14 protein-coding genes are annotated in these 13,608 nt (G+C 64.3%); 4 read left to right on the top strand and 10 right to left on the bottom strand.

All coding sequences use genetic code 11. The features are described from left to right. A complete protein-coding gene (locus MSKU9_RS12810) occupies positions 1 to 345 on the bottom strand; it encodes a winged helix-turn-helix domain-containing protein (RefSeq protein ID WP_141261789.1) in 345 nt (114 codons plus the stop codon). 80 nt (positions 346 to 425) lie between these two features. Here MSKU9_RS12810 and MSKU9_RS12805 point away from each other — a divergent pair, with 80 nt between their 5' ends. Beyond that, on the top strand, positions 426 to 968 hold the full coding sequence (locus tag MSKU9_RS12805; protein WP_141261788.1) for a GNAT family N-acetyltransferase: 543 nt from the start codon (positions 426 to 428) through the stop codon (positions 966 to 968). A 53-nt stretch (positions 969 to 1,021) separates the two neighbouring features. Here the strand turns inward: MSKU9_RS12805 and MSKU9_RS12800 are convergent, their stop codons facing one another. From MSKU9_RS12800 to MSKU9_RS12785, 4 genes are all read right to left on the bottom strand, one after another. Continuing rightward, positions 1,022 to 2,521 carry a mannitol dehydrogenase family protein gene (locus MSKU9_RS12800; protein ID WP_141261787.1) on the bottom strand — a complete coding sequence of 500 codons (1,500 nt, stop codon included), beginning with the start codon at positions 2,519 to 2,521 and terminating at the stop codon, positions 1,022 to 1,024. A 42-nt stretch (positions 2,522 to 2,563) separates the two neighbouring features. Beyond that, positions 2,564 to 3,679: an FUSC family protein gene (locus MSKU9_RS12795; protein WP_141261786.1), complete on the bottom strand. Its 1,116-nt coding sequence runs from the start codon at positions 3,677 to 3,679 to the stop codon at positions 2,564 to 2,566. Between the two features lie 5 nt (positions 3,680 to 3,684). Further along, on the bottom strand, positions 3,685 to 5,256 hold the full coding sequence (locus MSKU9_RS12790; RefSeq protein WP_141261785.1) for a DegQ family serine endoprotease: 1,572 nt from the start codon (positions 5,254 to 5,256) through the stop codon (positions 3,685 to 3,687). A gap of 77 nt (positions 5,257 to 5,333) precedes the next feature. Further along, positions 5,334 to 6,500, bottom strand: coding sequence for an OpgC family protein (locus MSKU9_RS12785; RefSeq protein ID WP_141261784.1), 1,167 nt, complete (start codon positions 6,498 to 6,500; stop codon positions 5,334 to 5,336). A 106-nt stretch (positions 6,501 to 6,606) separates the two neighbouring features. On the opposite strand from MSKU9_RS12785, the gene MSKU9_RS12780 reads away from it, so the two are divergent. Next, on the top strand, positions 6,607 to 7,887 hold the full coding sequence (locus MSKU9_RS12780; RefSeq protein WP_141261816.1) for a P-loop NTPase: 1,281 nt from the start codon (positions 6,607 to 6,609) through the stop codon (positions 7,885 to 7,887). A gap of 231 nt (positions 7,888 to 8,118) precedes the next feature. Here the strand turns inward: MSKU9_RS12780 and MSKU9_RS12775 are convergent, their stop codons facing one another. From MSKU9_RS12775 to queA, 5 genes are read right to left on the bottom strand one after another with little or no spacing between them, the layout of a single operon-like run. Continuing rightward, positions 8,119 to 8,934 (bottom strand): TerB family tellurite resistance protein, encoded by an 816-nt coding sequence (locus tag MSKU9_RS12775; RefSeq protein ID WP_141261783.1) that lies wholly within the window; start codon positions 8,932 to 8,934, stop codon positions 8,119 to 8,121. 26 nt (positions 8,935 to 8,960) lie between these two features. Beyond that, positions 8,961 to 9,242 (bottom strand): ribbon-helix-helix domain-containing protein, encoded by a 282-nt coding sequence (locus MSKU9_RS12770; protein ID WP_370685929.1) that lies wholly within the window; start codon positions 9,240 to 9,242, stop codon positions 8,961 to 8,963. Positions 9,243 to 9,262: 20 nt separating this feature from the next. Next, on the bottom strand, positions 9,263 to 10,339 hold the full coding sequence (gene queG / locus MSKU9_RS12765; protein ID WP_141261782.1) for a tRNA epoxyqueuosine(34) reductase QueG: 1,077 nt from the start codon (positions 10,337 to 10,339) through the stop codon (positions 9,263 to 9,265). Beyond that, positions 10,339 to 11,499: a tRNA guanosine(34) transglycosylase Tgt gene (tgt, locus tag MSKU9_RS12760; RefSeq protein WP_141261781.1), complete on the bottom strand. Its 1,161-nt coding sequence runs from the start codon at positions 11,497 to 11,499 to the stop codon at positions 10,339 to 10,341. Before tgt ends, queG begins: the two co-directional genes overlap by 1 nt. Further along, complete coding sequence (queA, locus tag MSKU9_RS12755) at positions 11,496 to 12,554, bottom strand: tRNA preQ1(34) S-adenosylmethionine ribosyltransferase-isomerase QueA (RefSeq protein WP_141261780.1); 1,059 nt, start codon at positions 12,552 to 12,554, stop codon at positions 11,496 to 11,498. Before queA ends, tgt begins: the two co-directional genes overlap by 4 nt. A 201-nt stretch (positions 12,555 to 12,755) precedes the next feature. Here queA and MSKU9_RS12750 point away from each other — a divergent pair, with 201 nt between their 5' ends. Both MSKU9_RS12750 and MSKU9_RS12745 read left to right on the top strand, forming a co-directional pair. Further along, a complete protein-coding gene (locus MSKU9_RS12750) occupies positions 12,756 to 12,983 on the top strand; it encodes a hypothetical protein (RefSeq protein ID WP_025439670.1) in 228 nt (75 codons plus the stop codon). Positions 12,984 to 13,051: 68 nt separating this feature from the next. Then, positions 13,052 to 13,546, top strand: a complete 495-nt coding sequence (locus tag MSKU9_RS12745) for a kinase inhibitor (RefSeq protein WP_141261779.1) — start codon at positions 13,052 to 13,054, stop codon at positions 13,544 to 13,546. Positions 13,547 to 13,608 lie beyond the last annotated feature (62 nt).

Below are 13,608 nucleotides of genomic sequence, written 5' to 3'. Positions count from 1 at the left end.
TCACGGCGAGGGTGAACACATGGCCGCCAAGGTTTCCAGCGGTCCCTGTACGGCGTTACGCGCCGACTGTTCGATTTCACGATACAGGTGCAGTACGGCCTCGCCTTCGGGGGACAGGCCAGCACCCCCGCCACCGCCAGGCCGGGCGGACACCAGCGGCCGCACGAAGGTCGTATTCATGGCCTCGACCAGCAGCCACGCGCGACGATAGGACATGCCCATGGCGCGTGCCGCCGCCGAAATGGATCCGGTCTGGCCAATCTGTTCCAGAAGCTTGATCTTGCCATGCCCCAGCAGGGGCGAGCCATTCGCGTCCACCCGTAATGTCAGGCGCATTTCTGTCATGGTTTCAAAACTCCTGGCCACAGCTATATCATCGCCCCTTCTACCGGAAACGGCTTCACCTGAAACGGAATTTTCCCATAATGACCCAGCCCATTTCCCCGTCCGGGCCACTGTCAGGCACATGGCGGCCCATGCGGGCACAGGATCTGGCTGCCGTCATGGCGCTGGCCACCGCCATGCACCCCGGCTGCCCCGAACGGGCGGATGTGCTGGATGAACGCCGCAGGCTGTGCCCGGCGGGTTGCCTGATCCTGCCCGATGCATGGGGAAAACCTGGCGGTTATGTATTAAGCCATCCATGGCGCATGGACCGCCCGCCCGCGCTGGATACCTACCTGCGTCACCTGCCCGCGCGGGCGGATTGCTGGCACCTGCACGACATCGCCATTTCCCCCCCCCTGCGCGGACGGGGTGCAATGCATGATGCCCTGCGCATCCTGACACGTCACGCCCGCGAGCATGGCGTGGGATGGATGACGCTAATGGCAGCGGAAGGGGCGCGCCCGGTCTGGACGCATATGGGGTTTGAAACCATGACCGATATTCCGGCGCACATTACCGCATCCTACGGGGCGGATGCCTGCCCCATGCGCCGCGCCATTTCCACAACAATGCAGGCATAAGGTTTCAAGGGAACGCCGCCTTTTTTCAAAAAGGCGGCACCCGAAAACTTCTATTATTTATTATTGCCGGTTTGTTCTGAAACCATTTCCTGTGCAGGCAGGCTGGCCCGCACGCCGCGATCACGGATGGCCCTGCGCGCGGCGACAACCGCCGCATCCAGTGCGGTGGTATCCATGTCCCGCCAGCCATCAAAGGCAGGCAGGCTCAGACCTGCTGCAAGATCACTGTCATTAACCAGCGCAATCTGGTCGGCATCCAGCGTGGGTTCAATCGGGGCATAGGCCTGGCCCTTTTCATCCTGCCCACGCAGCATCTCCAGATAGGCGGCGATGCCAAAGGCGATCCGGTGCAGATCATGCCCGCTGTCCAGTGACCGGCGCACGGTATCGGTCCAGAACACCCGCACCTTGGACGCCCCATCGCTACAGATCCGCAGCAGCGTATCCGCCACCGCACGGTTGGAAAACCGGCTGAGCAGACGCCTGCGATAGGCGTCCAGATCCACGCCCGCCGGGGCATCGATCTGCGGCATCGCATCCTTTGTCCAGTACGCATTGGCCAGACGGGCCAGATCGGCGTCCTCAACCGTTTCATGCGCATAGCGATGCCCCAGCAGAAGACCCGCCGAGCCAAGCAGCAGATGCGCCGCATTCAGCATGCGCACCTTCACCTGCTCATACCCCGCCACATCGTCCACGAATTCGACACCGACCTGTTCCAGCGCGGGGCGGCCATTGCAGAAGCTGTCTTCCAGCACCCACTGGCTGAAATCTTCCGCCAGTACCGGCAGGTCGTCATCCAGACCACCTGCTTCATTCAGTGCGTTGCGGGTTGCGGTATCCACGCCCGGCGTAATGCGGTCCACCATGGAACAGGGGAAGGTCACATTGGCGTCGATCCATTCCGCCAGATCCGCATCCAGCGCGCGGGCGTAGCCCACGAACGCCTCATGCGCGACATGGCCGTTACTGCGCAGATTATCGCATGACAGGACGGTAAACGGTCCCGCCCCCGCTTCCCGCCTGCGGCGCAGCCCTTCGACCACATACCCGAACACGGTCGTGGGACGGCGGGGATTTTTCAGGTCGGCCTGCACGGCAGGGGTATCGAGGCGGAACTGCCCGGTTTCCTCGTTGATGTTGTAGCCACCTTCCGTGATCGTCATGCTGACGATGCGCGTCTGCGGGTCCGCAAGGCGGGCCAGCACGGCTTCGGGATCGGCAGGCGCCAGCAGGTATTCACGCAGTGCGCCGATGATGGAAACCGTGCGCGCGCCATCGGCTGCGACTTCCGTCAGGGAATACAGGCAATCCTGCTGCGTGAAGGCATGGGCCTTGGCCTCACCGCGCGCGCCACCGCCCAGTCCCACGCCCACAATGCCCCATTGTGACTGCCCCGGCAGGGCAAGGCATCTGTTGACGTACCACGCCTCATGCGCGCGAAAGAAGTTGCCGACACCAAAATGAACGATCCCTCGCCCCACTTCCTCCCGCCTGTAACGCAGCGGCTGGACGCTGGCGGGAAGGTGATTCAGGGTTTTTTCATTCAACATGGTGTCTTTTGCACTCCTTTGGTTGTGGTATCGGCCCCCGCCCTATCGCTGCACGACCGTATCGGTGGGGGCAGGCTCGAACGAAGCCTCGGACAGGAACGGATGACCCGAAAGCGGGAACGGCCCGTCATCCGTCTGCCCGTCCGACCAGATGTTGCGCACGGCAAGCCGCATGTCGGCATGCAGCAGTCCGGTGGCAAAACGCATGACAGGGGTCCAGTGTTCCCCCTGACGTTCCAGTTCGTCCAGAATATCACGCATTCCGTCATCGGGCAGCGTGCGTCCGCGATGGAACGTGGCCAGTGTATCACATCGATCGGCCATCTGGGCCAGTATCCGCACCAGCATGTCACGCTCCTGCTGCAGGATATCGCCCGTCCGGGCGGTTTCCCCTTCCACCGCCGCGCGTGAAATGAAAATGGCATCAGAGCGGATCCGGCGCAGAAGCCCCGGCAGGCGCATCACCAGCGGATCATGCCGCGCCAGTGATCCGGGATGTTCGACCTCCGCCTCCTGCACGCCGTCATTGATGTCCTGCAGCAGGGAACGGCACATCACATCCACCGTGCCCAGCGCGTCATGATCGGGATGCGGGTGCAGCGCCGTGGACAGCAGGTCGGACAGGCGCCGCAGCAGGCTTGCGGCATTACGCAGCACTTCGCGCCGCGCTTCGTTGCGCAGGACAAAGAACGAGACCGCGAACGACACCACAACGCCTGTCATGATCGACGCGATACGCTGCAGCGGCCTTGAGAACGGTTCCCCCGTGGCGGGAAACAGCAGCACGACCATCAGGGTGACAATGGCCACCCGCATCTTGGGCCGCAACGCCACCAGCACCGCCAGCGGCATGAGCATGACCCAGAACACCATGCCCACCGACAGCGCGCACCACTGTTCCAGCGCGATGGCCGACATGCCGGCCGCCGCCCCGATCAGGGTGCCCACAATCTGTTCGCGCCCGGTGGACAGCGTCTGGGTCAGGCGGGTCTGGGTAATGACGATGACCGATGTAATCAGCGCCCAGACCGGTTCATCCAGATGGATGATGGTGGCGACAATACCCGACAGGATGAGCGAGACATTCATCCGCACGACCTGCCGCCACGTTCCCCGCCGCATGATGGACAGCAGCAGGTTCTTCAGGCGTTCATGCATACGGTTCAGTGCCCGGCGCCATCCGGCAGGGGAAAGGGCACCCAGCGCAGGCCATCGGAATTCTGCACCAGAAACAGCACGGTCTTGCGGTGCTGGCTGCGGGCGGTATCAAGCTGGCGGCGCAGGTCGGCAGGCGTATTCACGGCCGACTGCTGCACTTCGGTCACCACGTCACCGGGGCGCAGGCCGCGTTCGGCAGCCGGGCTGTCATCCGTCACACCGGTGACCAGCACACCCTTCTGCCCTTCCGCCATATTGTATTTCTGGCGCGCGATGTCATCCAGATCACCCACCGTGAAGCCCATGCCCGTAATGGCCATGCTGCCCTGTGCCGGTTTTTTCGCGGGCGGGTTGGCGCCATCGGCCTTGTCGGTCTTTTCCTCGGGCAGGGCGCCGATGGTGATGGCGACATTCATCTGCTGTCCCTTACGCCAGATCCCCAGATGGGCCACGCTGCCACCCGCAAGCTCGGCCACAAGGCGCGGCAGGGCGCGACCATCGATTTCCTTGCCATTCAGGCTCTGGATCACGTCGCCGGTCTGCAGGTGGGCCACCGCCGCCGGTCCCTTTGGCTCAACTCCCGCAATCAGCGCGCCATGGGGACTTGTCAGGCCCAGCCCATCGGCGATTTCCTGCGTCACGTCCTGAATGCGCACGCCAATCCACCCGCGCGTGACGCGGCCATGACGGCGAAGCTGTTCGATGATGCCCTGCGCCTCGGCCGAAGGAATTGAAAACCCGATCCCGATCGACCCGCCGGAAGGCGAGAAAATGGCTGTGTTGATGCCAATCACCTCCCCATGCAGGTTGAACAGGGGACCGCCGGAATTGCCCTTGTTGATCGGTGCGTCGGTCTGGATGAAATCATCATACGGACCCTGTTCGATATTGCGCCCGCGTGAGGAGACGATACCCGCCGTCACCGTGCCCGACAGGCCGAACGGGTTGCCGATCGCCAGTACCCAGTCGCCCACACGCGCATGATCGCTGTCACCAAAGGGCACGGCAGGCAGCGGCTTCGGGCTGTCCACCTTCAGCACCGCAAGGTCGGTGCGGTCGTCATGGCCCAGCAGCCGCGCCTTGAGCACGGTATTGTCCTGCAGCGTAATGGTGATCTGGTCGGCATGGCGCACGACGTGATTGTTGGTCACGATCACGCCCGAAGGGTCGATGATGAAGCCCGATCCCAGCGCCTGCATCTTGCGCGGTGGCGCGTTGGGGCTGTCCTGCCGGTTCATGAAATCGTGGAAGAATTTCTCGAACGGCGACCCTTCAGGGAAATTGGGCACCTGCGGCGTGTTGTCACCATCATCGCCATCATCATCATCCTCACCGGGGCGGACCATCTCGGTGGTGGATACATTGACGACGGCGGGCAGCAGTTTCGCCGCAAGGTCGGCAAAGCTGTCGGGCATGTTCCGCCCCTCGCCCGGCAGGCGCAGGGGGGCCGTGGCCGCGGGGGCCGCCGCATTCGGGGCGGGAACGGGATCAGCCGCGCGCGCGGCGTACCCCCCAAGGGCCGTAACCAGCCCCATGGCAAGGCAGGATCGGGAAAAGGCAGCGGCACGAAAGGACATGGGGCTTGTATATCCTGCTGAACGGGGTCTGACGCATTCCCTATATCACGCCCTTCATGCGCTCGGAAACCACAGCCTCAGTTCCCGCAAAGGGGCGCGTGCGCGGGCAGGCCGTCCGGTTTCGGCGCCGCCGGCCTGCGGGCCGCCGCACGGGCGCGTTCGCGGTTACGCGCCACCCACAGCAGCACCACGAACCCCACCACGTTCACCACCACCTGCATGACCCAGCCGGTGCCAAAACTGGTCAGCACCAGCCGCCCGTACAGGTCCACCAGCGTGCCCGCCGTAAAGATTTCCAGCGAATGCCGCCCGAACAGCGCCATAAGCTGGCCACCCCGCGTCCCCGCCAGCACGGTGGCCCGCGGCGAGGACTGCACCAGATAGAACAGCGCCAGCACATCCAGCAGCCGCCACGGGGCAAGGATCATCTTGTCCGGCACCGCCATGCCGACGGGCCGCAGGTCGGCGAAGCCCCAGTCCGTCCATGGAAAGGACTGCACGAAGGAAAAGACCAGATACAGCCCGCACACCCCCGCCAGCACGCGCGAACGCGGCAGGCTGCCATCATGCCGTCCGGCCAGACGCGCCCCGCATACACCCAGCACGAACAGGAACTGCCACGCCAGCGGGTCGAAATACCACCCGTCGGGATCAAGCCAGTTGGGAAAGTTCAGGCGCGGGTCCAGGTTGACCAGCAGCCAGACCGCCCCGCTTACCCCCAGCACCACGGGCGTCCCCACCCCGCGCAGCAGCGCGTATAAGGGCGCGAACCCCAGCAGCAGCACGATATAAAGCGGCAGGATGTTCAGGTTGCCCGGCAATGCCTGCAACGACAGCACCCGCCATGCCGAATCCAGACCGTGCGCCAGTTCGGGTTCAAGGAAATCGACCGGCACCGGCCAGAAATGCCGCCATATGCGGATGGTGGAAATGCACACCACCACCATCACCATCTGGAAGACATAAAGCTGCCAGCACCGCCGTCCGATCCGCGCCAGCACCGACATGACCGGCTGCTTCCTGCCAAACGCACGGCCATAGGCCAGCCACGAGGCATAGCCCGCCAGCAGCACGAACACCTCCGCCGCGTCGGCAAAACCGACATTGCGCATGGTGAAACGGTTCAGCACGTCCTGCGGGATATGGTCGATGCACATCATGAGCAGCGCCACCCCGCGCAGCGCATCAATCCGGTGATCGCGCCGGTGGGGTACCGCCCCCCGCGAAGTGGAAATGCTGCCCATCGTATCCCCTGTCCGCCTGAACGATGCACAAAATGGCTGCAACCATCATGGCGCAGCGAGCGTAAAGCAGCAAACCGCGCAGTCAGCCATTCCCCCAATGACAGGGATGCCCCGCATGCCGGGCATGACATGTGACCGGCATGCGGTCGGGTGCCCACCGTTTCATGACTCGACCAGCACGGGCCGCCCCTTCTATACCCGCACGGGCCAGATAGCAGACAGCAGGGAGCGCACAACCATGACCAGTCCCGACAGGACAACCATCGAGACCGTGCTGCAACGCGTGCGCACCGCGGATCATGCCGCCAGTGTTGCGGATATGGGCAGCCTGGACGCCTTCATGGTGCGCGATGGCGTCCTGCATGTCGCCATCGCGACCGACCGTACGCGGGCGGGATCGCTGCAGCCATTGCTGCCCGAACTGGAACGTGCCCTCGTCGCCGCGGTTCCCGGCTGCACGGCGGCCAGCGTCATCCTGACCGCGCACCGCCCGGCACCAGCCGCACCCACGCCACAGACGGCGCCTGCACCCACCGGCGGCGGCCACCGTCCCCTCAACCTTGGGGGTGGCAAGGCATCCCGGCCCGCCACCGGCCCCCTGCCGCCGGGTGTAGGCGTGGTCATTGCCGTGGCATCGGGCAAGGGCGGCGTGGGCAAGTCCACCACGGCCGTCAACCTTGCGGTGGGGCTCGGGCTGGAGGGGCTGAAGGTCGGGCTGCTGGATGCGGATGTGCATGGTCCTTCCCTGCCGCGCATGATGGGCGTGGGCGGGCAGCCCGAAGTGCGTGACAGTCGCCTGATCCCGCCACATAAATGGGGCATCAGCGCCATGTCGATCGGCATGCTGGTAGATGAAAGCAAGGCCATGATCTGGCGCGGGCCAATGGTCATGGGGGCGATCGGGCAGCTGCTGGGTGATGTGGAATGGGGCGCGCTGGACGTTCTGGTTGTGGACATGCCGCCGGGCACGGGGGATGCGCAGCTGACACTGGCGCAGAAAACCGCGCTGGCCGGTGCCGTGATCGTTTCCACCCCGCAGGATATCGCCCTGCTGGACGCCCGGCGAGGCGTGGCCATGTTCGAGAAGATGAACGTGCCGGTGCTGGGTATGGTGGAAAACATGTCCTATTTCTGCTGTCCCAACTGCAACCACCGCACCGAACTGTTCGGCCATGGTGGCGCACGGGCGGAAGCTGAAAAAATGGGCGTGCCGTTCCTGGGTGAAATCCCGCTGCTGGCCGATATCCGCGCCAGTGCCGACAATGGCGCGCCGATCGTGATTGCTGCCCCCGACAGCCCGGCGGGACAGGCCTATCGCGCACTGGCCCATACGGTCGGTGGGGCACTCCGTCGCCTGCTGGAACAGAAGAAAAAGGCTGCGCGCTGATCGGTACGATCCGCGTCATAACATAGGATGGCAGTGGCTTTTTTCGGTCGTCCCTCTCCCGCTGGCCTGATCCATGATCGGGCTGACTGCGCTGGATGGGCCAACGTGATCAATTAAATAACAAAAGTTTTCTGGGTACTGCCTTTTTTCAAAAGGACGGTGTTCCTCGAAGCTTTTGAAAAAAGCTCCACCAAAAACTGTTAATTTTCAGGGTGATTCACAGGCTGGTTTTTACAGCCTGCGGTCGCGCTTGATCCGGTCCCATGCCGCATTGATCTGGGCGATGCGGGCAGCCCCCTGCGCCTGCTGCGCGGATGTCGCCCCACGGGCGGTCATGACATCGGGATGGTATTCACGCACAAGCCTGCGCCAGACCACGCGCACTTCGTCATTACTGGCATCACGTGAGATACCCAGCACTTCATAAGCGTCAATCTCGCTCACGCCCGGCCGCGCGCCACCGTCACGCGCACGGTCCCATGCGCCGGGGCTGAGGTTGAAAGCCTTGTGCACCCCGCGCAGGAAGGTTTCCTCGCGCGCATTGATCTCGCCATCCGCGCGCGCGATCACGAACAGGGACGCCAGCGCGTCTTCCAGCATGCCGGTCTTGTTGGCGAAGGCGCGTCCCAGTTCGGTGGCGAAGGCCTTGTAATCGTCCGTGCGCTGCCGCGCGCTGTCGAACAGGCGGCCAACTTCGCGCATGTTTTCGGGCGGCAGGTGAAAACGGCGCTTGAAGGCATCGATCTCGGCCCGGTTCACCGCCCCGTCGCACTTCGCCATCTTGGCGGACAGGATGATGATGACCAGACCGTACATCTGGTCGCGCTTGCCCATCGCGGCCGCCATCTTGGCCGCCATGAAGGTCGCCGCCCCATTCGGGTCCGCGTTCAGCCGGGGGCCCCAGCGGTCGGTCCATCCCCCCACCGGCGTTTCCAGCAGGGAACCATTATCCGCCGCGTGCCCGAGCGCCGTGCCCACGACAGCGCCCATGGGGCCGCCAACCGCGAACCCCGCAACGCCACCAAAAAGTTTGCCCCAGATTGCCATGCCCCAAGGCTAGCACGGATGCCCGGTCAACCCAACTGATCTTCCCTGTCCGTACCGGCAATTTCCGGCAATGCAGGCATCCATTCCCGCAATGCCTCCACCCGCAGCGCGGATGCCAGCGGGCGGTCCGGCGGACGCCCCGCGTCAATGCGCCCCACCAGTCCGGCAAGGGTCAGACCACGCTTTTGCGCGATCAGGTGCAGGGCATGCCAGAACTCCGGCTCCAGCGCCACGCTGGTCCGGTGCCCTGACAGGTTGAGGCTGCGTTTGCGCAACAGCCGCGCGCCGCGCTGCGCGGGCAGCGGCATGCCCATGGCCTCCCGTCCCGTCACCGGGGCAGCCGCAACATGGCCCAGCGCGCGGCGTCCGCCACCACCGGATCAGCATCGTCACACAATGCCGCGACACTGGGGCGCAGGGCAGGCTGCGCGCTATTGCCAATGGCCACCGCCACGTTGCGCACGAAACGGTTCCGGCCAATGCGCTTGATGGGGGAGCCGGAAAACCGTGCGCGGAAACCGGCATCATCCAGTCCCGCGAGTGTGCGCAGCGCGGGCGCGCGCAGGTCGTCACGCGCGGCCAGCTTCATGTGATTCGTAGCTGCGGCGAAGCGGTTCCACGGGCAGACGGCCAGACAGTCATCACACCCGTAGATACGATTACCCATGGCGGGGCGCAGCGCTTCGGGAATCGGATCACGGTTTTCGATGGTCAGGTACGAAATGCACCGCCGCGCATCCATTACGCCGGGGGCGGGAAAGGCATTGGTCGGACATGCATCAAGACAGCGCGTGCAACTGCCGCACCCGCCACCCGACGGGGCCGATTGAGGCAGGTCCAGCGTGGTATAGACCTCGCCCAGGAACAGCCAGCTCCCATGCTGGCGCGACACCAGACTGGTATGCTTGCCCTGCCAGCCAAGGCCCGCGTTCTGCGCCAGCGGTTTTTCCATCACCGGCGCGGTATCGACAAAGACCTTCACCTGCGTGTCATCCATGCCCTGCCGTCGCCCCTCGTTCACCACGAACTGCGCAAGGTGCTTGAGCATCCCCTTGACCACGTCATGATAATCCCGGTTACGGGCATAAACGGAAATATTGCCCGCATCAGGCACCCGGGTCGTGGCCAGCGCGTCGCTTTCGGGCGCGTAATTCAGGCCAAGGGCGATCACGCTGCGTACTTCGGGCCAGAGGCCACGCGGGTCGCCACGTTGGTCCATGCGCTGCGCCATCCAGCCCATGCTGCCCGCGAATCCGTGTTCCACGAACATGGCCAGACGGGTGCGCACCGCATCATCCAGCCGGGCGGGCGCGAATCCCACCGCGTCAAAACCCAGATCACGCGCGTGGCCTGCAATCCGCGCAGCCATCCGCGCGGGGTCAGGGCCGGGCGGCGCGGCACGCATCAGGCCACCGGGGGAATGTCGGGAAAGGGCATTTCATCACCACTCCAGTCATCCATTGCCCATTGCGCGCGCAGGTGGTCGGCATGAGCGGCAAACGCACCATCGACGATCGCCGCCCGCATCCCGCGCATGAGCCGCTGGTAATAGGCAAGGTTATGCCATGTCAGCATCATGGGACCGAGGATTTCATTGGCCCGGAACAGGTGATGCAGGTAAGCGCGGCTGTGGCGCGAACAGGCCAGACAGTCGCAATGCGGCGAAATGGGCCGTGAATCGGTGGCATGCCGGGCATTGCGCAGGTTCAGCGTGCCCCGTTCGGTATAGGCGCGCGCGGTGCGTCCCGCCCGTGTGGGCATGACGCAGTCAAACATGTCCACCCCGCGTTCCACGGCGCCGAGCAGGTCATCGGGCGTGCCTACGCCCATAAGGTAACGCGGACTGGCATCAGGGATCAGCGGGACGGTGGCCTCAAGGGTCGAGAACATGAGTTCCTGCCCCTCCCCCACCGCAAGGCCGCCAATGGCGTAGCCTTCGAACCCGATTCCGGTCAGCGCCTTCACGCTTTCGGCCCGCAGTTCCGGCTCGGTCCCGCCCTGGATGATACCGTACTGCGCGTAACCGGGGCGCTGCACGAATGCCGTGCGGCACCGTTCGGCCCAGCGCATGGACATGCGCATGGATTTTGCGATCACGTCGGGCGCCGCAGGCAATGCGGGACATTCGTCAAAGCACATGCTGATGGTGGCATCGAGCGCGTACTGGATATCGGTCGAACGTTCGGGCGTCAGCCGGTGCTTTGATCCATCAATATGCGACCGGAAAGTAACCCCGTCCTGATCAAGCTTGCGCAAAGGTCCCAGCGACATGACCTGAAACCCGCCCGAATCGGTCAGGATCGGCCCCGGCCAGTCCATGAACCGATGTAGCCCCCCCAGCGCGCGCACCCGTTCCGCCCCGGGCCGCAGCATGAGGTGATAGGTATTGCCCAGCACGATACCCGCGCCCGTGGACCGCACGCTGTCCATGGTCATGGCCTTGACGGTGCCAACAGTGCCAACGGGCATGAAGGTCGGTGTCGGCACGCTGCCATGGGCGGTGTCCAGCCAGCCGGCACGGGCATGGCCCGCGCGGGCTTCGGGCCGCCAGCGGAATGTGGTCATGGCAGGTCTCCTTCGGTGCGGTGCAGCAGGCAGGCATCGCCATAGGAATAGAAGCGGTAGCCACTGGCGATGGCATGGGCATAGGCGGCCTTCATGCGGTGATAGCCGCCAAAGGCGCAGACCAGCATGAACAGCGTCGAACGCGGCAGGTGAAAATTGGTCAGCAGCATGTCCACCGCGCGGAAGCGGTAGCCGGGGCGGATGAAGATGGCCGTCTCCCCATGGAAGGGATGGACGATACCGCTTTCATCCGTGGCACTTTCCAGAAGCCGCAGTGACGTGGTGCCGACCGCAACAATCCGTCCGCCTGCAGCACGGGCGGCATTGATGCGGGCCGCGGCATGGGGGGAAATCGTACCGCGTTCGGCATGCATGCGATGGGCGGAAATCTGGTTGCTGCGCATGGGCAGGAACGTTCCGGCCCCCACATGCAGCGTCAGCGTCTGACGGATCACGCCCGCCGCATCAAGCCCCGCCAGCAGCCCGGGCGTAAAATGCAGCCCCGCCGTGGGGGCTGCCACCGCGCCACGGTGCTGGGCAAAGATGGTGCTGTAATCCCTGCGGTCCTCGTCCGTGGGACCGTCGGGCCGGGCGATGTAGGGTGGCAGGGCCAGATGGCCCACATCATGCAGGAACTGGTCGAATGCTTCCCCTTCCGCGCTGAAGCGCAGCGTCACGTCGCCCGCGTCCCCGCGCGCAATCACCTGTGCCGTCACATGGGACGCACCAAAGGTCAGCGTATCGCCGGGACGCAGGCGGCGGGCGTTGCGCGCCAGCACGTGCCATGTGCCATCAGGCAGGATACGGTCCAGCGTGACGCCAATTTTCGCGTCCCCCCGCATGGCCGACAACTGGGCCGGAATCACCGCCGTATCATTGGCCACCAGAATATCGCCCGCGCGCAGGCACCCCGGCAGGTCACGCACGTGGCGATCCCTGAACGGGCCATCCACCGGCACATCCAGCAGGCGTGCGCTGTCACGCGGACGGGCCGGATGGTCGGCGATGTTTTCAGGCGGGAGGGTGAAGTCGAAATCAGAAACCAGATCCGTCATGCGGCTCCCTTTACGGAATCCGCACCATACTTGCCAGCCCGAACTGTCATCACCGCCACTGGGTGGCCAGCCCGTGGGGCCCATGCATGGCGATGTTGGACAGACACGGTTGGGGAAGCCAGAATAAGACAGCGATTCCCGCACGGGAATTCCCTGGACCCGGTCCCGGCCGGATCAGTGAACAGATGGAGAAAAAGACCCATGTCCTACGCCGCACTTGATGCCGCCCGCATTACCCGCGCCTGCCACACCGCGCTGCAGGTTCTTGAATCGGTCGAGGAAAAAGACCGCAACGAGACCTATCAGCGCAAGACGCTGATGATCCAGCGCATCGAGGCCCTGGCCCGCGCTGCCGCCGAAAGCAAGAACGGCGATCAGGTCATTACCCTGACATCGGAAGAGTTCTGGCTGATCAGCCAGAACTGGTAACGTCCGATACCCGGCCAACGTTGACCCCCTATCCGCGCGGCAGACCGCGCGGAAAGCAGGAAACCGACATGACCTTTACACTGACAAGCCGTTCCTTCAACGAAGGCGACCGCCTGCCCGCGGCACAGGTGTTTGATGGAATGGGCTATTCCGGCGGCAATATCTCGCCGCCGCTGGCATGGCAGGACGCGCCCGCTGGCACCAAGAGCTTTGCCATCACCATGTACGACCCCGACGCACCGACGGGATCAGGCTGGTGGCACTGGATTGTCATCAACATTCCCGCCACGGTGTCCTCGCTGCCCGCAGGTGCCGGATCGGGTGACAACAACCTGCCCGAACATGCTGAAATGACCCGCACCGATTTCGGTGGCAATGTCTATGGCGGTGCCGCCCCCCCGCCGGGGCCGGATCACCATTACATTTTCACCATCCACGCGCTGGACATCGAACGGATCGACCTGCCCAGTGATGCATCGGGCGCCATGGTGGGCTTTGTCATTAACCAGCACAGCCTTGGTTCAGCCAAGCTGACCGCCGTGTTTGGCAAGCAGCCGAAATGACGACCCTGTCGCCGCGCGTGAATGCGCGGCGACGCAAAAGGTACATTCCCAATAAGATATTG

Source organism: Komagataeibacter diospyri, assembly GCF_006538165.1.
Lineage (GTDB): Bacteria > Pseudomonadota > Alphaproteobacteria > Acetobacterales > Acetobacteraceae > Komagataeibacter > Komagataeibacter diospyri.
Note: the sequence above shows the minus strand (reverse complement) of the source record. Positions and strands in the feature narration are given on the sequence as shown.